19 protein-coding genes are annotated in these 23804 nt (G+C 65.5%); 12 read left to right on the top strand and 7 right to left on the bottom strand.

Annotated elements, in window-relative coordinates; all coding sequences use genetic code 11:
- Nucleotides 1–33 precede the first annotated feature (33 nt).
- The 4 genes from OKA04_RS10960 to OKA04_RS10945 all read left to right on the top strand — a co-directional run bounded on the left by OKA04_RS10960 (nucleotide 34) and on the right by OKA04_RS10945 (nucleotide 7093).
- Nucleotides 34–5013 (top strand): beta strand repeat-containing protein, encoded by a 4980-nt coding sequence (locus OKA04_RS10960; RefSeq protein WP_264501203.1) that lies wholly within the window; start codon nucleotides 34–36, stop codon nucleotides 5011–5013.
- Between the two features lie 139 nt (nucleotides 5014–5152).
- Entirely contained in the window at nucleotides 5153–5647 is a 495-nt protein-coding gene (locus OKA04_RS10955) for a hypothetical protein (RefSeq protein WP_264501202.1), read from the top strand.
- Between the two features lie 72 nt (nucleotides 5648–5719).
- The gene (locus OKA04_RS10950) at nucleotides 5720–6340 is read left to right on the top strand and encodes a LysE family translocator (protein WP_264501201.1); all 621 of its coding nucleotides are present in this window, start codon (nucleotides 5720–5722) and stop codon (nucleotides 6338–6340) included.
- A gap of 126 nt (nucleotides 6341–6466) precedes the next feature.
- Complete coding sequence (locus OKA04_RS10945) at nucleotides 6467–7093, top strand: L,D-transpeptidase (RefSeq protein WP_264501200.1); 627 nt, start codon at nucleotides 6467–6469, stop codon at nucleotides 7091–7093.
- Nucleotides 7094–7180: 87 nt separating this feature from the next.
- On the opposite strand, the gene OKA04_RS10940 is transcribed toward OKA04_RS10945, so the two are convergent.
- On the bottom strand, nucleotides 7181–7633 hold the full coding sequence (locus tag OKA04_RS10940; protein ID WP_264501199.1) for a hypothetical protein: 453 nt from the start codon (nucleotides 7631–7633) through the stop codon (nucleotides 7181–7183).
- A 129-nt stretch (nucleotides 7634–7762) separates the two neighbouring features.
- Here OKA04_RS10940 and OKA04_RS10935 point away from each other — a divergent pair, with 129 nt between their 5' ends.
- Entirely contained in the window at nucleotides 7763–8047 is a 285-nt protein-coding gene (locus tag OKA04_RS10935) for a 4a-hydroxytetrahydrobiopterin dehydratase (protein ID WP_264501198.1), read from the top strand.
- 81 nt (nucleotides 8048–8128) lie between these two features.
- Here the strand turns inward: OKA04_RS10935 and OKA04_RS10930 are convergent, their stop codons facing one another.
- On the bottom strand, nucleotides 8129–9868 hold the full coding sequence (locus OKA04_RS10930; RefSeq protein ID WP_264501197.1) for a cation:proton antiporter: 1740 nt from the start codon (nucleotides 9866–9868) through the stop codon (nucleotides 8129–8131).
- An 87-nt stretch (nucleotides 9869–9955) separates the two neighbouring features.
- Nucleotides 9956–10741, bottom strand: a complete 786-nt coding sequence (locus tag OKA04_RS10925) for a VC0807 family protein (RefSeq protein ID WP_264501196.1) — start codon at nucleotides 10739–10741, stop codon at nucleotides 9956–9958.
- Nucleotides 10742–10996: 255 nt separating this feature from the next.
- On the opposite strand from OKA04_RS10925, the gene OKA04_RS10920 reads away from it, so the two are divergent.
- The 4 genes from OKA04_RS10920 (at nucleotide 10997) to OKA04_RS10905 (ending at nucleotide 14138) form a co-directional block, all read left to right on the top strand.
- A complete protein-coding gene (locus OKA04_RS10920) occupies nucleotides 10997–12589 on the top strand; it encodes a peptide chain release factor 3 (protein ID WP_264501195.1) in 1593 nt (530 codons plus the stop codon).
- A gap of 27 nt (nucleotides 12590–12616) precedes the next feature.
- The gene (locus tag OKA04_RS10915; protein WP_264501194.1) at nucleotides 12617–13120 is read left to right on the top strand and encodes a hypothetical protein; all 504 of its coding nucleotides are present in this window, start codon (nucleotides 12617–12619) and stop codon (nucleotides 13118–13120) included.
- Between the two features lie 96 nt (nucleotides 13121–13216).
- The gene (locus OKA04_RS10910; RefSeq protein WP_264501193.1) at nucleotides 13217–13531 is read left to right on the top strand and encodes a hypothetical protein; all 315 of its coding nucleotides are present in this window, start codon (nucleotides 13217–13219) and stop codon (nucleotides 13529–13531) included.
- Between the two features lie 229 nt (nucleotides 13532–13760).
- Entirely contained in the window at nucleotides 13761–14138 is a 378-nt protein-coding gene (locus OKA04_RS10905; protein WP_264501192.1) for a hypothetical protein, read from the top strand.
- Nucleotides 14139–14259: 121 nt separating this feature from the next.
- On the opposite strand, the gene OKA04_RS10900 is transcribed toward OKA04_RS10905, so the two are convergent.
- Nucleotides 14260–14781: a hypothetical protein gene (locus tag OKA04_RS10900; RefSeq protein ID WP_264501191.1), complete on the bottom strand. Its 522-nt coding sequence runs from the start codon at nucleotides 14779–14781 to the stop codon at nucleotides 14260–14262.
- On the opposite strand from OKA04_RS10900, the gene OKA04_RS10895 reads away from it, so the two are divergent.
- Nucleotides 14758–15426 (top strand): hypothetical protein, encoded by a 669-nt coding sequence (locus tag OKA04_RS10895; RefSeq protein ID WP_264501190.1) that lies wholly within the window; start codon nucleotides 14758–14760, stop codon nucleotides 15424–15426. The genes OKA04_RS10900 and OKA04_RS10895 overlap by 24 nt on opposite strands.
- A gap of 95 nt (nucleotides 15427–15521) precedes the next feature.
- Here the strand turns inward: OKA04_RS10895 and OKA04_RS10890 are convergent, their stop codons facing one another.
- The gene (locus tag OKA04_RS10890) at nucleotides 15522–17618 is read right to left on the bottom strand and encodes a TonB-dependent receptor (RefSeq protein ID WP_264501189.1); all 2097 of its coding nucleotides are present in this window, start codon (nucleotides 17616–17618) and stop codon (nucleotides 15522–15524) included.
- 107 nt (nucleotides 17619–17725) lie between these two features.
- Nucleotides 17726–18331 carry a hypothetical protein gene (locus OKA04_RS10885; RefSeq protein WP_264501188.1) on the bottom strand — a complete coding sequence of 202 codons (606 nt, stop codon included), beginning with the start codon at nucleotides 18329–18331 and terminating at the stop codon, nucleotides 17726–17728.
- 192 nt (nucleotides 18332–18523) lie between these two features.
- Between OKA04_RS10885 and OKA04_RS10880 the strand changes: the two genes are divergently transcribed.
- Together OKA04_RS10880 and OKA04_RS10875 are read left to right on the top strand one after the other, a co-directional pair.
- Nucleotides 18524–20161 (top strand): esterase/lipase family protein, encoded by a 1638-nt coding sequence (locus OKA04_RS10880; protein WP_264501187.1) that lies wholly within the window; start codon nucleotides 18524–18526, stop codon nucleotides 20159–20161.
- A 44-nt stretch (nucleotides 20162–20205) separates the two neighbouring features.
- Nucleotides 20206–22554, top strand: a complete 2349-nt coding sequence (locus OKA04_RS10875) for a mechanosensitive ion channel domain-containing protein (RefSeq protein WP_264501186.1) — start codon at nucleotides 20206–20208, stop codon at nucleotides 22552–22554.
- An 18-nt stretch (nucleotides 22555–22572) separates the two neighbouring features.
- Here OKA04_RS10875 and OKA04_RS10870 read toward each other — a convergent pair whose 3' ends face one another.
- Nucleotides 22573–23799, bottom strand: a complete 1227-nt coding sequence (locus OKA04_RS10870) for a 3-keto-disaccharide hydrolase (protein WP_264501185.1) — start codon at nucleotides 23797–23799, stop codon at nucleotides 22573–22575.
- Between the last annotated feature and the right edge of the window lie 5 nt (nucleotides 23800–23804).

Genomic DNA, 23804 nt, shown 5'->3' with positions numbered 1-23804 from the left:
CATCGTATCGGCTTCGTCAGCATGGTCGTACCCATGACGACCATCCCGCTCTCCGCCTCCGCCCAATCCACTTGGCTCGGCGCAAACGCAAACTGGTCCACGGCCAGCAACTGGAATCCGGCGGCCCTGCCTGCCGCCGACGCCAACATCATCGTCAACGACACCACGGTCGCGGGCCTGACGCTCAATGACGGCAGCCACTCGGTGGGCTCCATCCTGATCGGCAACACCGGCAACCGCATCACCGGCTTCACGGTGCAGACCAATGCGGCGAACACGCTGACCATCAAGGGCGGCGTCACCGCGAGCGGAAATTTCACCACCGGTATCGGCACCCGCTTCCGCGGGAATACCGTGATCGCCAACGAGCAAACCTGGCAGGTGGGCGGCGCGGCAGGCACGCATGCGGAGGACCGCGGCATCGCCATCAACGACGTCGGCAGCGGCAATGTGATCGGCACGCTGGCCCTGAATGCCGACCTCAACAAATCCGGCACCGGCCAGCTCACCATGGGCGCCCTGACCGTGACGGGCGTGGGGAACATCAATGTCAACGAAGGCTCCCTGAAGCTGAATGCCGGCGGCTCGCTGCCGCTGACGATGGCCAAGGCGAACGGAGCCGGAAAGATCACCGTCAACAACTCGGCGCTGCTGATCCTTTCCAAGAACTCCGGCAGCTTCGCCCTGTCCCGCGACATCGAGTTCCGGAACACCTCGAACCTGATGACCGGCAGCGGCTCGAACACCGCGCCCGGCACCTGGGAAATCGCCTCGAACGTCGGCTGGGTGGGCACCGCCCACACCATCACGAACAACCAGGACGCCAATAACACCAGCCTGGTCCACTACCGCATGACCGGCGTGATGTCCGGCAGCGCGAACCTCACCAAGACCGGCGCGAGCAACCTGATCCTCGCAGGCGCCGGCGCGAACACCCACACCGGCAACATCACGGTGAACCAGGGCGCGCTCGTGCTCGACAAGACCGGCGCACTCGCGGTGAACGGCAACATCACCGTCGCCGGCACCGGAACGCTGACCGTCAACCAGGCCGAGCAGATCGCCGACACCTCCAGCATCACCGTCACCGGCGGTGCCATCGGCTTCACGGCGAACCGCGCGGAAACGATCGCCTCGCTGACCATCGGCTCGCCGATCATCTCCAGCGTGTCCGGCTTCACCGTGACCGGAGCGACCTCGATCACCTCGGGCACGCACCAGATCAACTCGGCGCACACCTTCACGACCAACAGCCTGTCCATCGCGAACGGCACGCTGCAATTCGTCGGCAACGGCACGCCGCCGGAGACTTCCATCGCGAACGTGGGAGCGGGCGGACTCACCCTGAACAACGCAAAGATCGAGTATGGCAACCCGGGTGCGAACGGCGGCAACACGACCACCAGCAGGGTCAACCTCTCGGGCGACCTCGTCTCCACCGGTGCCAGCCGCTTTGAGACGGTGAACAATGCCGGAGCGCGCATCCTCGACCTGCAGGGTGCTTCCCGTGCCTTCGCCGTGAATGGAGGCACGCTGGAAATCCGTCCTGCGACCGAAAACGGCACGAACAACGGCCCGTCCATCGAGAACGGCTCCGTGGTGAAAACGGGCGAGGGCACGCTGGTGCTTTCCCGCTCGAATTCCACGGCGAACTTCTCCTTCAACGAAGGCCCCGTGCGCCTGAAGTCCGAGGTGGGCGCAGGCAATGTGACCCACGCCGCGGGCCCGCTGCACATGGACATCGGCGGCACTTCTCCGGCGAAGCTCACCGCCAGCGGGGACTTCACCAGCACCGGCGGCACCATCGAGCTCACCGCGGTCGAGGACGTGACCTTCACCGGAAACAAGGAGCTGGTCCGCTACCACGGCACGCTGACCGGCACGCCCGTCATCAACATCCCCGCCGCGCTGCAAAACAGCCGCATGGCTCCGGTGGTGGACTACGGCACCGGCACTGACAGCGCGATCACCATCTCGTCCGCCGCGCTGCCGCTGCCGCTGACTTGGACGGGCACGTTTGGCAGCGTATGGGACATCGCCAGTGCGTCCAACTTCGCGAATGCGGGTGCCCAGAATTTCTACGATCTGGACTCCGTCACCTTCAATGACACCGCGAGCGGCTCGTCCATCGTGCTGAACTCGACCGTCACGCCGAAGGACGTCGTCTTCGACCACGGCGTCACCGTGCCCACCTTCACGCTCACCGGCACCGGTGCCATCACCGGCCCGACGAAGCTGACGAAGAACGGCACCGGCACCACCATCATCGCCACGGACAACAGCTACACCGGCGCGACCGACATCCTCGGCGGCACGCTGCAGGTGGGCAATGGTGGCCTGACGGGCAGCCTCGGCACCGGTGCGGTGCAGGTGGCCGCAGGCGCCACGCTGAAATTCGCCCGCGGCGGCTACGCCGTGGTGGGCAACACCATCACCGGTGCGGGCACGCTGGAAAACAGCGGTCCCGGAACCGCCGCACTGACCGCGAACAGCGACGCCTTCACAGGCACCGTGGTCGTCAGCGGCGGCACGCTCCAGATCGGTGACGGCGGCACGACCGGCTCGCTCGGCACGCTGCCCGTCAGCATCGCCGCAGGTGCCACTTTCGCGGTGAAGCGCTCGGAGACGCCGACCATCTCGAATGTCCTCAGCGGCGCGGGATCGCTGGCCATCGTCGGCGGTAGCCCCATCCTGAATGCGGCGACCGTGAACCTCCACACCGGCGGCGTGAGCGTCACGGAAGGCGGCGTGCTCCGCGTGCCTGCTGACACCACGCTCGGCGAGGTGCCCGCCGACCTCATCCCGAATGCCATCCGCCTCGATCACGGCGGCCTGAAGAACCAGGACACGAACACCGTGATCAGCGCGAACCGCGGCATCGCGATCACCGGTGAAGCCTACTTCACCGCAGGCTGGTCGAAGAAGCTCACCATCGACGGTCCGATCACCGGCACCGGCAATGTCTTCATCAACCGCGACTCCGGACCGGTCTACTTCTCGAACACCGCGAGCGACTGGAACGGCGTGCTAACGCTGGGAGGGAACAGGCCGGGCTTCAATGGCGAGACCGGCGGCGTGCTGGAGATCACCTCGATCAACAACGGCGGCGTGGCAGGTCCGCTCGGCAAGTCCTCCGCGGCACCGGGCAACATCGTCTTCACCGGCGGCACCCTGCTTTACAGCGCGGCGAACATCGCCACGACCGACCGCGGCTTCACCCTCGAAGGCTCCGGCACGGTCAACGTGTCGGCGGCGGATGCGGCGCTCGCCTTCAGCGGTCAGGTGACGGGCCCCGGCTCGCTCACGAAGACCGGCCCGGGCAAGCTGACGCTCAGCGGAGCCAGCGACTTCGCCGGGGAAAAGGTCATCGCCGACGGCACGCTGGAAGTGAAGTCCACCACGGCCCTCGGCGGCACCGGCGCTCCCGTGCGATTCACGGGCACGGCCGGCGTGCTCGATCTCGCGACGAGCTCCAGCGTCTCGCCGTATCCCGTCACCATCGGTGCGGCGGCCTCCGGCAGGATCCTCGCGAACATGGCGGCACCGGGTGCAGGCATCCACCACACGCTCGGCCAGGCCGATCTCGCAGCGGTGACGCTGAATGTGGCCGCAGGCGCGAATGTGACCGGCGGTGATCCGCGCGTGGTCTTCTCCGGCCTGTCCCTGACGGCTGAAGCGGCTGGCGCCACCATCCTGAATCCCACCACCGCGAACATCTCGGTGGGTGGACCGGTGAGCATCACGGCGGGCAACTTCGCCAAGGGCCTGACGCTCGGCGGCACCGGCCTGAACAGCGAGGTGACCGGCAGCATCGGCAACGGCCTCAACACGCTCAGCCTGACCAAGGCGAACAACAGCCTGTGGACGCTCTCCGGCGACAACACCTTCACCGGAAACGTGACGGTGGATGATGGCACCCTCGTGCTGGCCCACGGCAATGCCCTCGGCGACCCGGCCAAGACGGTGATCGTCGCCGGTGACGACGCGCAGGCCCGCACCCCGGAGCTCCGCCTGACCGGCGGCATCTCCGCCACCGTGGCGACCATCCAGGTCTCCGGCATGGGCATGGACCAGACCTCGGGAGCCATCCGCAACTACTCCGGCGACAACACGCTGAACGCGACCACGCAGGTGACGATGCGGACCGGCAACGGCGGCACCACGCTCTACTCGGACAGCGGCACGCTCACGCTGAACACGCCGCTGCTGACGTCGAATGCCTCCAACCGCGCGCTGACGCTGGCAGGTGCCGGCAACGGCGTGATCAACGGCGTGATCGCCAACGGCTCCACCGCCAACCTCCCGGTCTCCAAGAACGGCACCGGCACGTGGACGCTCAACGGAGCAAGCACCTACTCCGGTGCCACCCTCGTCAACCAAGGCGTGCTGTCGCTGAACCAGGCATCGCTCTCCGATACCGCGGCGGTCGGCATCTCCACGGGGGGAGTTCTGAACCTGAACTTCAGCGGCACGGACCGGGTGGGCTCGCTCATCATCAACGGCGAGTTCCGTCCCGACGGCGTCTACAATGCCAGCAACGAGCCGGGCTTCATCACCGGCACGGGCAGCATCCGCGTGGGTGCGGAGCCTTCGGGCTACGGCACCTGGGCGGCGGGCTATCCCTTCACCGCAGGCGTGGATGACGGCGTGGACCAGGACCCGGATGGCGACGGCATCAGCAACCTGATGGAATACGTCCTGGGCGGCGTGCCCGTCGGAGCCGGTGCGAGCGACCGCTCCATCCTGCCAACCCATGCGGTGACCGCAGACAGCCTGGTGCTCACCTTCCGCCGCAGCGATGCCTCGGAAAACGATGTGACGCTGAAGGTCCAGTGGTCCTCGGACCTGGGAACGTGGAATGACTTCGCCACCATCGGCGCGGGCGATGCCCTGCCCGCGGTGGACGTCACGGAAGACTCCCCGACGGCCGGTCTCGACACGGTCGTGGTGACCGTTCCGAAGAGCCTCAGCACCACGGGCAAGCTCTTCGTCCGCCTGCACGCGGTGAAGTGACCCGATTGTCACCGATCGATTGAGAATGGCTGCCGGGGCTTCGTGCTCCGGCAGCCTTTTCATTTTCCGCCTGTGACTTCAGGAGCGATGAAAGACTGCGTCCTTCCCATCCGCCCGGCATCGGCTACCGTCACGGGTGATGCCTTCGTTTGACTCCGCCGCGATCTCCAAGCTGATCATCTGGATGGTGGCCGTGACTTGGCCCATCGGCCTGCTGGCAGCGTGGATCTGGCGGCGGCGATGGCTGGAGCGCTACGAGCGCCAGGGCGAGGCGACATCGGAGGAAATCCTGGACGAGCTGGAGAAAGCATGGGCGACGCGGCGCACGCTGCTGATCCGCACTTCCACGGAGTATCTGCCCTTCGTCTTCGAGCGCATCCGCGAGATCGTGGACAGTGGATTCGAGGACAAGCAGATGCTCTCGCTGCTGGAGCGGATCGACTACCATCCGCCGAATGAGGAGCGGCAGGCCGTCTTCCCCGTGGAAGTGAAGGGCCGCACCGTGGACCTGCACCTGAAATGGGCGCGCGACGAGGGCGACCGCATCCGCCTGCGCGTGACCGCCGCGCCGGCCATCATCCGCGCGCTGCGGGAGCAGAAGAAGAAGATCCCGAAGGCGGCCATTACGGACTGACGGAATCTCGGTTGCGCGGGCCGCCCCGGCTTCCCATCATCCGCGCATGAGCAACCAGCCCGGCGCGAGCAAGTGAATCTCGCGCTCGAACTCGCCGCCTTCTCCGGCCTGATGGCGCTGGGCCAATTCAGCCCCGGGCCGGACATGATCCTCATCACCCGGACGGCGCTGGCGGATGGCGCGAAGGCCGGTGCCCTCATGGGGCTGGGAATCGCCACCGGCCTCTGCATCCACACGTCCGTCGCCGTGGGCGGGCTGGCAGTCGCCTTCGAGCAGAGCCCGGGCATCCGCCAGGCGATCTCATGGTCAGCGGCGGCGTATCTGCTGTGGCTCGCGTGGTGCCTGCTGCGCTCCGCTTTCGCCACGCCCGCGGCAGGCGGGGAAGTCGTCGCCGTGCCCGCAAGACGCGGCCCGTACGTGCGCGGCTTCATCTGCAATCTGCTGAATCCGAAAGCGGTGATTTTCCTCGCGGCGACGTGCGCGCCCTTCCTGACCGGACCGCATCCGTCATGGTGGCCTTTTGCAATCGCCATCCTGGTGATCGTTCAGGGTGGCACGCTGTGGGCCCTCTGGTCGTGGCTGCTCCAGTGGCGGCCGCTGCGCTCGCGCTACGAGAGATCGGCACGGTGGATCGATGGCGTCTTCGGCTTCGCGCTCGCCGCGCTCGCGGTGAAGCTGCTGGTCGCGCCATGAGCCGGGAAGCCGGGTCGCAAGGCGCACGACGGAAAAATCCCGTTTGCATCTCCCCTTGGATTGCCTTTCATGCGGGCAAGTCCCGTCTCGATCAGCCAGCCCTATCATCCCACATTTCATTTACCCATGAAGTTCCCAGGTTTCCGTTCCCTCGCCCTCTTCGCATTTGCGGGGGCGGCACTCGCGCTGAGCTCCTGCACCACCATCAAGCCGAGCGGCCCACAGACGTCCTTCAAATTCGACCCGCCGGTGAAGCAGCCGACCGGGAGCGGCGCGATCCGCGTGAAGATGAGCACCGGCGCGCAGCGTCTCTACGTGGTGCAGGGTGACGACGTGCTGCTCGCCACGCCCATCTGCGTCGGCACGGCCTCCACCCCCACGCCGCACGGCACCTTCCCCATCCGCGCGAAGAAGGCCGAGCGCCGCCGCGCCAGCAGCCCGGGTGCCGGCTACCCGATGACCTACTGGATGGAGTTCTACAGCCCGGCCTACGGCATGCACTGGGGCTTCGTGAAGCCCTACCCCTCCACCCACGGCTGCGTGCGCCTGCCGCTGAATTCCGCCCGCAAGATCTTCAACCTCGTGAAGGTCGGCACGCCCATCGACATCTCCCGCAGCCAGCCGTGGGACGAAACCATCGGCAAGACCCTGCCGACGCTGGATGACAGCGCGCTGCCAAACCCGCCGACTTCCTACATGATGAGCCCGCAGGTCTTCAGCGACGCGCAGAAGGGCAAGATGTGGGAGTTCTGATGACTCCTACCGGCCCGGATCACGAGGCCGGACCTTCCTTTCAAAACCGTGGCTGCCCCGTGGCGGCCGCGGTTTTTTGCGTCCGGATCAGTAGTTCGTGCGCGAACGCTCCCAGGATTTCACGCGGCCATTGCTGAAGAGCACCGAGGCACGGCGATACGGCACGTAGGTGATCTCCTGGCCGAGTCCGTAGGTGGAGTAGGGATAGCCATACCGGCCATAGCGACCGTAGCCCATACCGTATCCCCAGCCGCTGTAGAAGGAATTCGAATACACCGGCGTGGACCCGGCATAGTCCCAGCGCAGGGTGGATGCACCGTTTTCGCTGCCCTCGTATTCGCGGCTGGCGCGGCCCCATGCGAGATAGACGGCGTCGGTGCTCATGCCCTTCGCGAGTTCGCCACGGCTGACGAGTTCCTGGTGCTTCGCCGGGAGTCGGTCATACATCCCCGGCTGGGCGGCGATGCGGGCCGCGGGCGTGGACGGCACGCAGGAGGCGAAAACCAGCACGGAAAGTGCGGCAGCGAGCACGAGTTTCATGCCAAATGCCATACACCCGCCGGAGCTTGCGTGCAAACACGGGCAGAACCGAAAATTCCACCGCAAACTCTCTTGCCAACCGCGAAACCGCCGACTCAATCTCGCCTCGCAAACGTCCCTGATCTACCCATGTCCGACCTGCTCGAAGACGACGACCTGTCCTCCGCCCTGAAGAAGTGCCCCGAGTGGGAGTACGAAAAGAACGCGATCAACCGCACCTTTGAATTCGAGGAATTCATGGACGGCATCGACTTCGTCAACAGCGTGGCCGACATCTCCGATGAAGCCCAGCACCACCCGGACATCCGCATCAGCTACACGAAGGTGACGCTGAAGCTGACGACCCACGATGCCGGCGGCGTGACCGATGCCGACGTCGAGCTCGCCCAGCGCATCGACAACCTGGTGGACTGAACCGCACCGGACGTTTCAACACCACTTTCGAAAAAGGCCCGCCATCCGCGGGCCTTTTTCCTTTGGTGGGCAGAGCGCCTCTCAGCGCTCGGCGATGGCGCGGACTTCCTCCGGCGACAGCATGACGCGCTGGTAGACCTCCTTCGCCGCACGGATCATCGCCACCGCGGACTCGCGCTCGTCGTGGATGATCTCGACGGTGATCTCGCGCAGCGCCTCGGCTTCCGTGGAGAATTTCGTGCGGGCAAAGATGACGATGCCGGGATTCAGCTCGCGCACGACGGGGACCGCCGCGCTGATGTGCTCCACCGAGGGGAAGGTGAAGGCGATCATGCGGGCGCGGCCGATGCCTGCCAGCTCCAGCGCCTCGGGGTGGGAGGCATCGGCGAAGAGGACGGGCTGCCCGGCGGCCTTCAGCGCGCGGACGGTATCGGAATTCAGCTCGATGATCAGGGTGTCCACGCCGCTTTCCTTCAGCGCGGCATTCAGCGCCTTGCCCACCGGGCCGTAGCCGCAGATGACGGCGTGGTCCTTGATCTCCTTGATCGCATGCATCGGCGTCAGGGGATCGGACGGCAGCGGGCTCGCGCCACGGCGGCCATGGCGCTCCAGCCACTGGCAGAGCGGGCCGCTGCCGCGCATGAGCATGGGCACCATGGCCATGGTCAGCGCGGCGCAGCTCAGCAGGAGCTGCTGGATGGCGGGGTCGGCCGGGCGGTAGTCGGCGGCCTTCCCCAGCAGGACGAGCGAGAATTCCCCGGAGCTGGAAAGCGCCGCCCCGGTGAGCAGGGCGGGCCGCAGCGGGAGCTTGAAGATGCGCGCGACATTGAAGGCCACGGTGCCCTTCACGATGAGGATGAGGATGCTGAAGCCGACGATGCGCACCCAGTCCGCCGCCACGCCCTGGAGATCGATCTGGAGCCCCACGGAGACGAAGAAGATCGCGAGGAAGAGATCCTTGAAGGGCATGATGTCCGCCATGATGCGGTGACGGTAGATCGACTCGCTGACCACCAGACCCGCGGCGAAGGCACCGAGCGCCGGGGAGAGCCCCAGCAGCGCGCCAAGCACCGCGACCCCCGAGCAGAGGGCGACCACCGACAGCGTGAAAAGCTCCCGGCTGCGCGTGCGCGCCACGGCGTGCAGCAGCGGCGTGATGCCGAAGCGCCCGAGCAAAAGCGTGCCGCCGAGGAAGAGCACCCCTTTCCCGAGGGCGATGCCGATTTCCCCGCCCATCGACCCCTCGCCCTTCCCATACAGCCCGGGCAGGATGAGCAGGAAGAGGATGACCACGATGTCATCGAAGAGGGCGATCGCCAGCGCGGTCCTGGCCCCGGGATTGTTCGACTGTCCCATGTCCTGGAAGGACTTCATGGAGACGGCGGTGGAACTCAGCGCCACCGAGACCGCCAGCACCACCACCTCCGCCTGCGGCCGTATCCCGCAGAACCACGCGATGGTCCCGCCAACGAGCGAGATGGTGCCCACCTGGATGCCGCCGCCGATCAGCGAGACCTTCCAGAGATGCCGCAGCTCCCCGAGCGAAAACTCCACCCCCAGCGTGAACATCAGCAGGATGACGCCCAGCTCCGCGAGGTGCGCGACCACGCCATCCATGGGCGAATCGTGCGAGCCGAAGGAGCCCAGCAGCGGCGTATTCGCAATGATGAGGCCGCAGAGCAGGTAGCCGATCAGGAGATTCTGCTTCAGCTTCGACAGCAGCAGCGACATCAGCACCGCCAGCAGCAGCACCATGCTGAGCACCCCGAAGAGGGGCGAGACATCCGCAGCTCCGGCGGCAAGGGTCTGGAAGGCAAGCACCGTCGACTTTTTTCACCCTAACCGGATCGGCCAAGGGAAAAATCTCCGGATTGCGCGAAGCCGGGATGGCCGGGCCCGCAGGCGGCCTTACCTCGGCAGCATCAGCTCCTTGTCATCCATGCCGGTCAGCTCGCGCAGGCCCTTCAGCAGGCGCATGAGGATCACGAAGAGGATCGCCATCACCGGCAGGCCGATCACCGCGAAGCTCCAGCCGGTGAGCTTGCCCACGATGCTGTTGTAGGTCTCCAGCGCGTCCGGGGCCATGGAGTCGAAGCCGCGGAAGAACCACAGCGCGAGGCCGAGATTCATCGCAGCGCTCAGGAAGAAGGACCCGGCAAAGAAGCGCGTGGCCTGCAGGAGCAGCCGCGAGTAGCCATCCTGCGTGCCGCGCTCGGCAACCCGCTGCTCGATCTTCGGGATATCGAAGATGGAGTCATTGTAGAGGAAGACGCGGATCAGCGGGCTCGCCGACTTGTGGGAGGTCAGGATGGCGAAGGCCAGCACCAGCGGGATGGAGCCTTCCTTGATGCCGAAGAGCAGCCCGGCATTCGGCTTCACCGTGCCATCTGCATTCCACAGATAGAGCGTCAGGCCGCCGGTGAGCAGCACGGAGATGAAGCCGAGGGCGGAGAAGACATTCCCCTTCCGCGTCTTCACGAAGTGCCAGATGCCGTAGGCGAGCGGTGGCAGCAGCGCGACGATCATCGCCCACATCGGGCCGATGTGCCATGGCTGCACGGACTTCCCGAGCTTCACTTGGAGAGCAGGGTCCTTGCTCAGGTAGCTGAGGGCCAGCACCGGGATCAGCACGTTGATCAGGATATTCGCGAGCGGATGCTCCTGGGACGGCGATTTGGCCTTGGGATCGGGCATGGGATTGGCCCGGAGACAAGCGGCTGACCCGCGTCTTGCAAACGAAAAAGGGCCGCAGTCCCGGCGACTGGATTCTGATCGGAGAACAACGAAACGAGCGAAACGAACGAAAGTCTGAGAAGGATTGGGCTACAGCCTCTTGGGCATCTTCTCTGAATCTCGCGGAATTTCGTCCATTTCGTTGTTCCCACCGCCTTTCACGAGTCGCGCTTGGAGGTTGCCCGGCGTGCCGCGGGGTGCTTCGCTCCGCGCGCCGTGTCTGTGTCTCATCCGTCATCCATCCGCCGCACGCTCGCCATCATCTCCCACCCGGACGCCGGCAAGACGACGCTCACGGAGAAATTCCTCCTCTACGGGGGTGCCATCGACCTCGCGGGCTCCGTGACCTCGCGCCGCGACCGCCGCCAGACCACCTCCGACTGGATGGAGCTGGAAAAGCAGCGCGGGATCTCGATTTCCTCCACCGTCCTGCAATTCCAATACGGCGGCTACCACGTCAACCTATTGGACACCCCGGGTCACGAGGACTTCTCGGAAGACACCTACCGCGTGCTGACCGCCGTGGACGCCGTGATCATGGTGGTGGACGCCGGCAAGGGCGTGGAGGCCCGGACGCGCAAGCTCTTCGAAATCTGCCGCCTCCGCGGCATCCCGATCTTCACCTTCATCAACAAGCTCGACCGCCCGACCCGCTCGCCGATCGACCTGGTGGACGAGATCGAGAACGTCCTTGGCATCGCCTCCCACCCGATGAACTGGCCGCTCGGCGACGGCCCGCGCTTCCGCGGCCTGATCCAGCGCCGCGACGGGCAGCTCAATCTCTTCGAGAAGACGAAGGCCGGTGCCTACCGCGCGCCCGTCTCCGTGCTCGGCCTGACCGACCCCGCCGTGCGCGAGCACGTGGATGGCGACCTGGTGGACAAGGCCGTGGAGGAAATGGAGCTGCTGGACATCGCCGGTGCGCCCTTCGACCTGGAGCGCGTGCTGAAGGGCGAGCTGACGCCCGTCTTCTTCGGCTCGGCGGCGAACAACTTCGGCATCCAGCTCCTGCTCGATGGCTTCCTCTCGATGGCCCCGGAGCCCTCCGGCCGGAAGTCCGGCGAGACGATGATCGAGCCGGAGGACAAGCGCTTCAGCGGCTTCGTCTTCAAGATCCAGGCGAACATGAACCCGAAGCACCGGGACCGCATGGCCTTCATCCGCATCGTCTCCGGGAAATTCGAGCGCGACATGCAGGTCTGGCACGGCTCCGCCGCCAAGCAGATCCGCCTCTCCAATTCCCAGAAGCTCTTTGCCCAGGAACGTGAGATCGTCGATGAAGCCTTCGCCGGTGACGTCGTCGGCCTCGTCGGCAACCAGCCCTTTGAAATCGGCGACACGCTGACCGTGGACAACTCGATCAAGTTTGACGAGATCCCGGTCTTCCCGCCCGAGTGCTTTGCCAATATCCGCGGCCGCAGCACCGCCACCGCCAAGCGCTTCCGCGCGGGCATGGACCAACTCGTCCGCGAGGGTGTCATCCAGCTCTTCGAGACGGCGGGCGGCTCCGCCTCGCTGCTCGGCGCAATCGGCCCGCTGCAGTTCGAAGTGCTCAAGTATCGCCTCGAGTCGGAATACGGCGCAGAGGTCATCGTCGAGCACTGCCCGTGGCAGGTGATCCGCTGGCTGATGAAGGACGACGAGCCCGTCACCGGTGCCTTCCCTCCCACCGACGATCTCCCCGGCGGCTGTGCCCTCGCCAAGGACGCCGCCGGCCACTGGGTCGTCCTCGCCGAAGCCGAATGGGCTCTCCGCAGCTTCAAGCGCTACCACGAACAGTGGGAGCTCGCGGAGCGGCTGGTCAAATAGAGACCGAGGACTCAGAAATCAGCCTCCATGGCATATAACCAAGCATCTTTCTTCCTGTTTGCGCCCGGAGTCGGCCCGATCATGGAAACGGTCGAGGGGGCCGTCACAAGCTCCGGCGATTCAGTTTCGACCCTTTCCTTCTCTTCATCTGATTCGGCTGCTCCGCAGGTCTTCACCACCGCCCTACGGCAGTGGTTCATGGATCGAGGCTTTGCCCGGAAGGGGGATAGCGAGAAACAGATGTTTCGCGGAACTCAGCCGACCCCGTTCGGAATGGAGGACGAGATCGTTGTTTGGCTTTCGCTAGATGAGGATCAGGTCACCGGCCTCTACATGCGCTTCCTCCTGACCAAGCAGACTCCGGAACAGATTCCTGAATGGACAAACCTGATCCTGGCTCTTGGCCATGATTTCGGATTTCAGATCATGGGCGCAAACCACGAGCTGTTGCCATGCTCTGATTTCCTCGGCGTCCTCGTACAAAACTACAATTTCCTCGATTTCAAAAAAGCAAAAGGGTGGGTGATCTAGGCTGAGACAGCCACGAACCACGACCAGTAGGAATTCGCCGAGCGGTTTCCGACGAGCCGCGCCGGAGACTGTCGACAGGAAACCCGCAACCCACAGATGAAACGCCTCCTCATCCTGATGGCTTTGCTCTTCGGAATTATCTCGGCGGCATTTTGGGGAGGCGTCCAGTGGTCGAAAGGCTCGAGGCGGGCGCTCGTGGAGCATCAGGCCATATGGCTCGCCCGGATGTGGTCCGACGACCAGACCCTCGACCAAATTTGCCAAGCGGCGGCGGAAACAGGAAACACCCCCGTTTTCCGCGACGAGTGGGATGCCGGCAGCGGCGAGATCCTCGCATTCGGTCCCGTGGTGTCCGGGGAGAGGGTCTATGTGAGGAAAGATCGCGCCGTCCGCTGGAGAGCGGCGAGGTGACTAGCCTGGTCAGTATCGATATTCGTTTTCCTTCGAGACGTCCCTCCCGAACGCTCGGCTCCACCATCTTGGCCTCACCGGTCTGCCTCACGAGGGACGATGGCAAGGGAGTTCCAGATGACGTTGCCGGTGATGGCGCCGAATCCTACCGGACGCTCGGTTTGCATGGCGCACCAACGCCGGTTCCGTGATAGCATGCTCCGCAGCTTCAGGCATCACCCCACCTCCCATGGCTTATCACCTTCACATTGCAAAAGCGGACGAGAGTGAAATTGCATCGGACGCTTGGCAAGCAGCGGTCATCGAGACAGAAGGCATTCGTTTGCTTGCAGCCGATGCACAAACCATCACGAATCCCGCCACCGGCGAGGTGATCCGCCTCAGAGCCAGCGAGGGCGACGCAGAGGTTTTCTTCCCCGATCAAGACAGGTGGCATCTGGTCTTCCGATGGAGAGGCAATTCGGCAGCATTCGACGCCCGACTTGCAGAGACCGATCATCCCGTCTGGGAAGCAGCGGTTGCGCTGGCCACCGCTTTGGGGGCAATCATTCGCGGCGACGAGGGAGAAGCCTACGATCTTCAGTCGGCCAAAGTCATTCCTAGCTGACCTGCATCACACTACCTCTCAAACCATCATGATCGGCTTCGGTTGGTGCCTACGATTGATATTGAGTGAAAAAGGGGGACGATCCTCCATTCACGCCCGACTTCCTAACAGATAGCGCCTCTCACTTTCCCCAATCAGCTCCGGAAATGGAGATGACCTGCATGGCCTGATGAACGAGAAATGAAATCATGAGGATCGTCAGGGCGGCGATGAATGCGGTGTGCAGCCAGTAGCGGACCGGCGCTTCGCGGCGGCTGAAGCTTCCTTGGCGGCTCTCATAGACCCCGGTCAGCAAATTGCTGGAGGTCCACCAGATGAATCCTCCCGCAATCAATGAGGCGAGGCCCAGCCCGATGTGCTCCTGCGTGAAGGGACGGCATGAAATGCCGAGAACCAAGGCAGGCACGACGGTCAGCCCGAAGCACACCGGCATCGGGACAGACCGTCTTTTCCCGGTTTCCCCGGGCAGGACGAACTTGGGCATCGGGCGAGGCAATTGCTTGGCCGAAGCTAGCGAAGCGACATCTTCTTCCAAGCCGGAAGGACATAACAGGCCGACAGAAATTCTCCTGTGCGACGTTCTCTCCGGTGCCCGCCCGACCAGCAAGGCGACCCTGCCATGGACCCCGACGAGACCGATCACGACACTCCGCCAAAGGAAGATCCCGCAATCGTCAGGACCCGCAGGTGGAATCGCTTCAAGAAGATCCTGATCATCTTCGTTGCGGGGTGGGTCTCGGTCATCCTGGAGAAAATGGTGAAGCTCGACAGTGTGATCAGCGGCGGAGCGGAAGGCTTCATCGGCGGAATTTTCATAGCCCCCTTCCTGCTCATCATCACGCTGCCACTGGCCGTGCTGGGATCTTGCATCGGATCTTGGAAGGTGTGGAAGCGGCGGAGGTCGTGGTTCACGGTCGGGTTGCCGGTGCTGCTCCTGTCGATTGATACTGCCGATGTCTTGTATTGGAAGTCTCGCCCGTGGGAAGGATTCGAGCAGGTGACGGGCGTGCCGCTCTCCCGTGATGCAAAGGTCGAGCGATGGGTGATCGATGACGGATACGGCCCGCTTTATGACTCGGCCTACACCTTCGAATTCACGTGCTCCCCGGAGGAAACCGAACGGCTCATTCGGGAGCTGAAGCTCACCAAGTCCTCCTCCGTAAGCAGCGGACGACCGGCAGCCGAATCCTGGACGGGAAAAGGCCTGCCAGCCGGGAGGATACAATACGTCCAAATGGAGATGGATGCCACGAGGACGAAGCTGCGGGTCCTATGCTACAATATTTGACGAAGACAATGCGTCTGCCTCCATGCAGGATCTGTTAGAGGATAGGTGCTGCACCCTGCTTCTCGAGGCTTGAGGCAAGATGCCTCAGCCACTTTTCAGAAGGCCCACTCGGCTCCCAGCCAGAGGGAGCGGGGGGCGGCGATGGTGCGGAGGCCGTCGCTGCTGAGGCCGGTGGCGATTTCCTGGTCGAAGAGATTGTCGATGCGGGCGTGCAGCATCACCTGCTCCGTGGCCTGCCAGGTGGCACCGATGCGGGCGCTGGTGTAGCTGGGGATGCGGCGTTGCGCGACGGCGTCGTCATACTGGTGCGCGCCGTATTCGTAGCCTGCGGAAAGGGTGATCGCGGCGGTGGCACGCCAGTCGGCGGAGGCGATGAGGCGGAGGTCCGGAGCCTGCGGGAAGGGTTGGCCCTCGAGCAGGGGCTGCCGGGTGGACTTGCTGAATTCCGTCTCGCTCCAGATGCCATCCAGCCGCAGCGTCACTGCATCGCGCGGCATCCACTCCGCCCCGGCCTGGATGCCGAGCACGCGGGCCTCGTCCACATTCTGCCGCTGCGAGCCGGAGCCGCCGGGCGGAATGGTGCCGAAGAGCGCGGCGATCAGCGCGGGATCCGTCACCGGGACATTCGCGATGGCATCGCGGATCCAGTGGTGGAAGAGGCCGGCGTCAAATTTCACGCCCTTCGCAGCCTGCCAATCCACCGTGCCCTCGATGCTGTAGAAGCGCTCCGGATCGAGCGCGGGATTTGCCTCCGTGATGTCATTCCGCACGCGGAAGGGCCGGTGCAGTTCATTCAGCGTGGGCAGTCGGAAGCTGGTCCCGGCGGAGAGGCCGAGCGTCACGTCGCCGGTGAGATCGTGCGACAGGGCGAGCGCGAAGGACGGCTCGATGCCATCGCGGTCCGGCAGGATGTCCTTCCGCAGCAGGGCGCCATTCGTGAGGGACTTCTCGATGCGGCGGCCGTCTTCCAGCTCCCAGGCATCGAGGCGCAGGCTGGCATCCAGGCGGGTAGAGCCGGTGAATTCATACCCCGCGGCGGCGAAGATACCGGTGAGGCTCTGCTCGCCGCCCGCCTGCCGCCTGCGGACGAAGCTCCCCGCGACGAAGCCCGCGTCTTCATTCGTCGCGCCATCGACGTGGCGGAAATCGGCACCCGCGGTGAGCGACCACGGCCCCTCCGGCTCCCACTGCAGGGTGAAGGCCGCACCGGTGCCATCGCCGGGCACGTGGAATTGATCGAGCGACGGCGTCTCCGCGGTGCGCGTGGCATTCACCGAGGTGAACATGGACTGGAAGCGCCGCTGCTGCCGGTAGGCCAGCGCCTGCCAGGAGATGCCGCCCTCTTCCTCCGAGGTGACGCGCAGGGCGAAGTCGAGCGCCTCGGTGGAGTTCCCCGCGAGCGGCGTGCCGTTGTTACGGTCCTCCTCGTACCAGGAGAACATCGGCTCTACGATGATGCCAGGGGCGGCACGCCAGGCGAGCTTCAGGTCCGCACCGTGGGAGTCGATCGCCAGCCGGCGGTCGATGGTCCCGCGCTGCCACGACGGCAAGGCGTGGAAGCCATCCGAATGCATGCCGAAGGCGGAGAAGCTGACGGCCATCGATTCGTCATCCGCCACCAGCGTGTGCGAGGTCGAGGCCGAGTAGGTACCCTGCCCCCCCGCTCCGACGCGCAGCAGGTGGCGCTCCTCAAAGGCGGGATGGCTGGTGAGCTGCACCACGCCCGCGGGGCTCGCATTCCCCCACACGGCGGCGCGGGCGGCGGGCACGATGCGGACGGACTCCAGCGTCGAGGGATCGTGCCGGGCCCAATAGACCCAGCCGCCGAAGGGGTCATTCTGCGGAATGCCATCCAGCACCACCAGCGTGCGCGAGGCCGCGGTGGCCCCGGTATTCCGCAGGCTCACCCCGGCCGACGTGGGATTGCCAAAGAGCGAGGTCTGGCGGCGGTAGAGCGAGAAGGAAGGCTCACCGGCCAGCACCTCGTCCAGCGTGCGGGGTGCCTCGCGGGAGAGATCCCCGGCGGTCCACTCCGCGAGCGTCCAGCCCGGGAGATCCGCCACGCTGCCGCCGCGGCGCTCCGCCAGCACGGTCATCTCGGGCAGGGCGTCCTGCGCATGCGCGGCAAGCGGACAAGCGAGCGCGGCGAGAGCGATCGGGAGACGGGCGGAGGAGAAAAGGGCGGCTTTCATCTGGAGATCCACGGGCACGGCGGCACGGCTCTAGTGCCGGACCGGCCTCATTTCCAACGGAGAGACCAGCCCGCCGGAGAACCGGGACTCCAGTAGGACGGAGAAAGTCAGTAGCCCTTCCAGAAAAGGAAGGCGCAGGCGAGAACAGCCACGCCATAGGCCAGGCCGCCGATGCAGAGGGCCTGCCAGCGGCGTTGCGTGGCGGTCGCCCACGTCACCATGTCGCGGAAGAGGTAGGGCATGCCCACCCAGTAGAGTGACGCGATGACCAGCACGAGCGCGAAGGTAGGGACCAGCAGGCGGCTCTGCGGGTCCTTCAGGAAGGCCGCCTCGAAAAGCGGGGCGGCGACCATGAGACCGAGCAGGCCGAGCGCACGCACCGCGAGGAATTCCTTCACGGCGACGCCCACGGCGATGATGGACAGCGGCACGGCGATCTTGAGGATGCGCTTCGCTCCATTGAACTCGCCGAGGTCCATGGCCAGGAACTGCGTCCAGCGCTTGCCGGGCTCCTGCACTAGGAACCAGAACCAGATGAGGCCGATGGCGAGGATGATCTGGCCGAGCTGCTGGTTCCGCGGGAATTTCTTCAGGAATCCCTGCACCGGCTGCGGCTTTGCGAGCATGATGGCATGCAGGACCACCAGCCAGATGCCCAGGGCGATGCCGGTGCCGTGGAGGGACAGGCGTTCGTAGAGGTGCATCGGGTCCATGTGCGCACGGGGAATTAGGGGAGCCCGGCGGCCGGGACAAGGCCGAAGTCGGGGTGCACCCCACCGGGGGATGGCTCATTTTGTCTGCGGGAGGGGAAAATCGGCGGTCGGAGGCGTTGCAAGATCCCACTTGCGGAACCCGCGGGGAGGGTTTTGAGAACTTGGGGCAATCGCTGTTTTCCCGTCACCCGCATGAAATTCCTGGCCGTCCTCGCCGCAGCCCTCGCGCTCACCTCGTGCATCGCCCCGGTCTCCTTCCAGGTGGTGAAGACGGTGCCGCCGCCTGGCGACTACAGCACCGCCCCGCTGGATGCAGCGCTGCGGGAGCTACAGGCGGGGAAGGCGGCCACCGACCCAATGATCGCGAGCGGGCACTTCCTCGAGTGCGCGCGGCTCGCGGGGGACAAGGCGCTGGTCGGCGAGCCGGGAGCGGTGGGCCTCTACAACTACGCCGTGGGCCGGCTGGTCGAGCGGCTGGAGAAGGAAAAGGCGCTGCCGTGGGGCCGCACGATCCAGGTCGGCAGCGGCCCGACCGCCCGCACGCTGCGCGGGAAGCTGGAGCCGAAGGCCGCGAACGTCCACCGCGAGTATCATGTGGTGGATACCTACGACTTCCGCGGGAAATACGCGGCGATCAAGGCGACCCGGCCCGGACTCGGCGCGCCGCTGGTGGTGATGGCGGACCCGGACCCGAACTACCGGAAGAACTACGATCCGCCCCGGGTGACCATGGCGCTGACGGCGATCGTGCGAGCGGAGGGCGAGCGCGGCGCGGTGCTGGAGCTGCACGATCCGCTGGAGGAGGACCGCATCGCCATCGCGGGGCGAAATCCGGTGCTCGCGGCGAATTTCAGCGCGCCCGTCAGCTTCGTGGTGGCCGTCACCCGCCCGGACAAGCTCGGGCTGATCCGGCTCTTCAATCCGCAGAAATACTCGGACACCGCGGGGCTGATCCGCCTGCAGAAGTATGACAAGGAGCGCATCCCCGTGCTCCTCGTCCACGGCCTGCAGGACACGCCCGCGACCTGGGTGCCGATGTACCAGTCGCTGATCCAGGACCCGGAGCTCCGGGACCGCTATCAATTCTGGGTCTTCAGCTACCCGAGCGGCTATCCCTATCCCTACTCCGCCTCGCTGCTGCGGAAGGAATTGGAGGGGGTGAAGCGGGTCTTCAAGGGGCACAAGGACATCGTCATCGTGGGCCACAGCATGGGCAGCCTGATCAGCCGGCTGATGGTGACGGACGCGGGGGACAAGATCTGGCGCGACGTCTTCCACAAGGGGCCGGAAGCCATGAAGATCAGCGGGTCGAGCCGGGCGCTGCTGCGGGATTCGCTGATGTTCGAGCATCGCGGGGAGATCAGCCGCGCGATCTTCATGTCCGCGCCGCACCGGGGATCGGAGATCGCCACGACGTGGATCGGCAGCCTCGCCTCGCGGCTGGTGCGGATGCCGACCTTCCTCGCCGACGCGCGGAACGCGGTCGCCTCGCTCGTAACCGTGGATGCTGCCTCGATGCAGCTCGAGCGTGCGCCGAACAGCATCGACACGCTGTCGCCCGGAAACAGCTTCGTAAAGGCGGTGAACAAGCTGCCCATCGCTCCCGGCATCCCGTATCACTCGATCATGGGCGACCGCGGAAAGGGCGGGAACAAGGACCACACGCGGCCGATGATGTCGGATGGCGTGGTGGCTTTTTGGAGCTCTCATCTCGACGGAGCGGCGTCGGAAAAGGTGGTGCCGTCCCACCACAGCACTCACCAGCACCCGGACGGCATCGCCGAGGTGCGGCGCATCCTGAAGCTGCACCTGCGGAGCGGTCGCCAATGAGCGGCTGGCCAGACGCGGCTTCCCGTGCCAATCATGGGCCTCGCGTGACACGGATCGTCCTACATTTCCTCCGGATCGGGCTGCTGGCGGCAGGACTCGCCAGCTCGCCCGCGGTCGCCCAATTGCCATCGATCAAGCTGCCCGACACCAAGACGGAAGCGGCGAAGGAGGAGTCCGCCGAGGACCGGATCAAGCGCCTGAGGACGTGGCGGGACGACTGGCAGGCCCAGATGGCGGCGCTCGACCAGGGCGTGCCACCACCGGCAGGCATCACCGAGGAGGAGGTGGCCGCGCGCCGGTCCGACCTGCTGCTCGGCATCTTCACCGCGGAGAATACCATCCGCGCGCTGGATACGGCGGGCATGCTCCAGCAGTCGATCACCCAGACGAAGGAGGAGAGCGCGGCGTGGAAGGGCTTTGAGAAGCCGGGCCCCTACTCCTTCGTCCTGCACGACGAGCTGCGGCGGCAGCAGGAGGGCATCGGGACGCGGCTGCGCGCCTATGAGTCCGCCTACACGATGTTCGAGCGGGAGCTGGCGAAGCGGCAGTCCGAGATCAAGAAGGCGGACGAGTCCGTGCGACTGGCGCAGGAGACCGCGGACCGCGCCGCGCCGGACCACGTGGATGCGGAGCTGTGGCGGCTGGAGGCGGCGAAGCTGAAGCTGCGCGCGCTGAGCTCCGCGGCGGCGATGCTCCAGCACACCTCGGAAAACGCCCGCATGCGGACGGCCGCAGCCGAAGCGGATGCCGACCTGCTGAAGCGGAAGATCGCCGCGCTGGGAACGTCCACCGCATTCCCACAGGAAGACCTCGACCAGCTCAAGCACTCCACCGAAGAACGACGGAAGGACATCGCGAAGGAACTCGCGAAGATCGAGAAGCTCCAGCAGGCCGCCATCTCGGAAAGGCAGTCCGCCGTGACCACCGCGGACACCCTGAAGGCCGCGAACGCGAATCCGACGGATGCCGAGAAAGCCAAGCTGGCGGCGGCGACGGATCGCGTGCAATTCCTCGATACACGGCTGGAAAGCCTGGCCAACCGGATCGAGATCACGGGCGCGCGCATGCGTTTCCTGAGCGACTACCTCGACGCACAGACAGCCCGCCGGATCCTGCTCACCTCCGAGTCCGCCGTGGAGCGGACCGAGGCGCTGGCCGCACTGCAGGCACAGCTCACCCGGGCGAGTGCCTTTGACTCGCTGGTGGCGATCCGGCGGAATGCGACGATGTCCGCGATGCAGGACCAGGAGGGCCGCCTGACCTCGCTACCCGCCGACTCGCCGATGCGGCCGCAGGTCGAGGAGCTGCAAGCCACCCTGCGGTCGGACATGGATGCGGTGGAAAGATTCGGCCAGGAGATCGCCGGGCTCCACATGGACATCAGCCGCTGGCTCGGTGACTCCGGACAAGTCACCGCGTCCATGACGTGGGGCGAGCGCTTCCGCGGCTACGGCTCGCGCATCGCCGGCAAGGCGAAGGCGGTGTGGAACTTCGTGGTCTATCGCTACGACGACAAGACCGAGGTGGACGGCCAGGTGGTGACCGTGAAGCGCGGGCTATCCCTCGGCTGGCTGATCGGCGCGCTGCTCTTCTTCTGGGTCGCCTACCGGATCGGCTCGTGGCTGCTGAAGCGCGGCTACTCGCGCATGGTCGGCAGGGGCCGCATGCAGCAGGGGCAGGCGGAGACGCTGCGGCGCTGGACGCGCATCGCGCTGGGCATCGCGCTCGCGCTGGTGACGCTGAATTTCCTGAAGATCCCGCTGACCGCCTTCGCCTTCCTCGGCGGCGCGCTGGCGATCGGCGTGGGCTTCGGCACGCAGACGCTCTTCAAGAACTTCATCAGCGGCCTGATCGTGCTGGCGGAGCGGAAGGTCCGCGTGGGCGACATCCTCGAGGTCGATGGCGTGGCGGGCACGGTGACGACCATCGACACGCGCTCCTCCACGGTGCGGTCCTTTGACGGCGTGGACCTGATACTGCCGAATTCCGTGCTGCTCGAGAGCAAGGTGGTGAACTGGACCCACGGCACCGCGGTGGTGCGCCGGGTGGTGCGCGTGCGCGTGGCCTATGGCTCGCAGCTCCGGTTGGTCTCGACCATCCTCGAGGAATGCGCGGCGCAGCACGGGGTGATCCTGAGAAGCCCCTCACCACAGGTGGTGCTGGAGGACTTCGCCACGGACGCGCTCGTCTTCGCGGTCTTCTACTGGGTGGACCTCCGGGCAAATACCGGCGGCGGCAACGTGGGAAGCGACCTGCGCTTCATGATCGAGCGACGCCTCGGCGAAGCGGGCATCTCGCTCGCCAGCCCGCAGCAGTCCTTCCAGCTCAATGCCGACAAGCCGCTGCGCGTCCGGATGGACGCCGGGGAGCCGGATGCTCCCGGGGCGTCGTGATTGGTCTCGGAACCCGGCTCAGAGTTCCTTGATCCAGATATTCGCGAAGTCGATCTGCGAACCGTGGTGCTGCAGGGCGATCTTGCCCTTTGCCGCCACCCCGGGAAGCTGGGCATCCTCGATCACCGTCTGGCCATTGATGGAGACGGTGAGCTTGTCGCCCCGCATCGAGATCATCGTGCGGTTCCATTCGCCCACGGGATTGTCGGCTTTCGCCTTCGGCGTCACGCCGGCGATGACCTCGGCGGGCTGGGTCTTGTCGGTGCGGTAGCCGTAGACCTCGCCCGAGCCGCAGGGCCAGTTCCAGAGGTTCACCTGGCTCTTCGAGTTGCCGCGCACATAGACGCCGCTGTCGAGTTCCTGCACTTCCACCTGCTCGCCGGTTTCCTTGCCATCCGGTCCGATGACCGGGCGCTTCATCAGCGGGCCGGGGGCCGCCCAGCGCCAGTCGAAGGCGAGATCGAAGTCGCCGTATTCCTTCTCCGACCACAGGTCGTTGGCCTTGCCGTCGTACTTGAGGATGCCATTCACGGGCTTCCAGTGGGCAAGGTCGGCCTCGGTGTGGGCCCAGCCTTTCAGCGAGGCGCCGTCGAAAATCTTCGTGAAGCCCGCCTTCGTCGCGCCTTCCTCATTCGCCGTGGGAGGGAATTCGATGATGCTCATCTTGCGGAAGGCGACCTGGTCGCCGTGGCCGCAGAAGGCGATGTGGCCGGAGCGGCGCTTCACCCCCTCGTGCTTCGGGAATTCCTTGCTCAGGTCGCTCAGCTTCCCCTCCGTGATGATCTCGCCATTCACGCTCACCTGGACGAAGTCGCCATTCACGACGATGCGCTCCTGGTTCCACTCGCCCACCGGCTTCAGCGGGGCCTTCTTCGCGGCGAGCAGCGTGTAGAGCGAGCCGTGGAATTGGTAGGGCTTGAGGTCCTTGTACTTCTCCGCGGTATCGTCGAGCACTTGCACTTCCATGCCGGTGTAGGCGGCATCGCCCTCGCCGGGATAGTGGATGCCGATGCCATTGTTCCCCGCGGCGGGGAGCTTGAACTCGAAGTCGAACGCGTAGTTCGCGTAGGTCTGCTCCGTCATCAGGTTCCGCCCCTGAGGCGTGCAGACGATGGCGCCGTCCTCGATGACGTAGCCTTCACCCTTCCAGCCGGAAAGGTCCTTGCCATTGAAGAGCGGGACGGACTTCAGCTCCGCCGGCGACACGAGCGGAAGCAGGAGGGCGAGTGCGAAGATGGATTTCATCATGG

The sequence above is a fragment of the Luteolibacter flavescens genome (genome assembly GCF_025950085.1).
In the GTDB taxonomy this organism is placed as follows: Bacteria; Verrucomicrobiota; Verrucomicrobiia; order Verrucomicrobiales; family Akkermansiaceae; genus Haloferula; species Haloferula flavescens.
Note: the sequence above shows the minus strand (reverse complement) of the source record. Positions and strands in the feature narration are given on the sequence as shown.

What these genes read in the sequence shown, in the direction of transcription:
- OKA04_RS10960 (WP_264501203.1), top strand. Translation starts at nt 34, where the DNA reads ATGACGACCATCCCGCTCTCCGCCTCCGCCCAATCCACTTGGCTCGGC.
- OKA04_RS10955 (WP_264501202.1), top strand. Translation starts at nt 5,153, where the DNA reads ATGCCTTCGTTTGACTCCGCCGCGATCTCCAAGCTGATCATCTGGATG.
- OKA04_RS10945 (WP_264501200.1), top strand. Translation starts at nt 6,467, where the DNA reads ATGAAGTTCCCAGGTTTCCGTTCCCTCGCCCTCTTCGCATTTGCGGGG.
- OKA04_RS10940 (WP_264501199.1), bottom strand. Translation starts at nt 7,633, where the DNA reads ATGAAACTCGTGCTCGCTGCCGCACTTTCCGTGCTGGTTTTCGCCTCC.
- OKA04_RS10935 (WP_264501198.1), top strand. Translation starts at nt 7,763, where the DNA reads ATGTCCGACCTGCTCGAAGACGACGACCTGTCCTCCGCCCTGAAGAAG.
- OKA04_RS10925 (WP_264501196.1), bottom strand. Translation starts at nt 10,741, where the DNA reads ATGCCCGATCCCAAGGCCAAATCGCCGTCCCAGGAGCATCCGCTCGCG.
- OKA04_RS10915 (WP_264501194.1), top strand. Translation starts at nt 12,617, where the DNA reads ATGGCATATAACCAAGCATCTTTCTTCCTGTTTGCGCCCGGAGTCGGC.
- OKA04_RS10910 (WP_264501193.1), top strand. Translation starts at nt 13,217, where the DNA reads ATGAAACGCCTCCTCATCCTGATGGCTTTGCTCTTCGGAATTATCTCG.
- OKA04_RS10905 (WP_264501192.1), top strand. Translation starts at nt 13,761, where the DNA reads ATGGCTTATCACCTTCACATTGCAAAAGCGGACGAGAGTGAAATTGCA.
- OKA04_RS10895 (WP_264501190.1), top strand. Translation starts at nt 14,758, where the DNA reads ATGGACCCCGACGAGACCGATCACGACACTCCGCCAAAGGAAGATCCC.
- OKA04_RS10890 (WP_264501189.1), bottom strand. Translation starts at nt 17,618, where the DNA reads ATGAAAGCCGCCCTTTTCTCCTCCGCCCGTCTCCCGATCGCTCTCGCC.
- OKA04_RS10885 (WP_264501188.1), bottom strand. Translation starts at nt 18,331, where the DNA reads ATGGACCCGATGCACCTCTACGAACGCCTGTCCCTCCACGGCACCGGC.
- OKA04_RS10880 (WP_264501187.1), top strand. Translation starts at nt 18,524, where the DNA reads ATGAAATTCCTGGCCGTCCTCGCCGCAGCCCTCGCGCTCACCTCGTGC.
- OKA04_RS10870 (WP_264501185.1), bottom strand. Translation starts at nt 23,799, where the DNA reads ATGAAATCCATCTTCGCACTCGCCCTCCTGCTTCCGCTCGTGTCGCCG.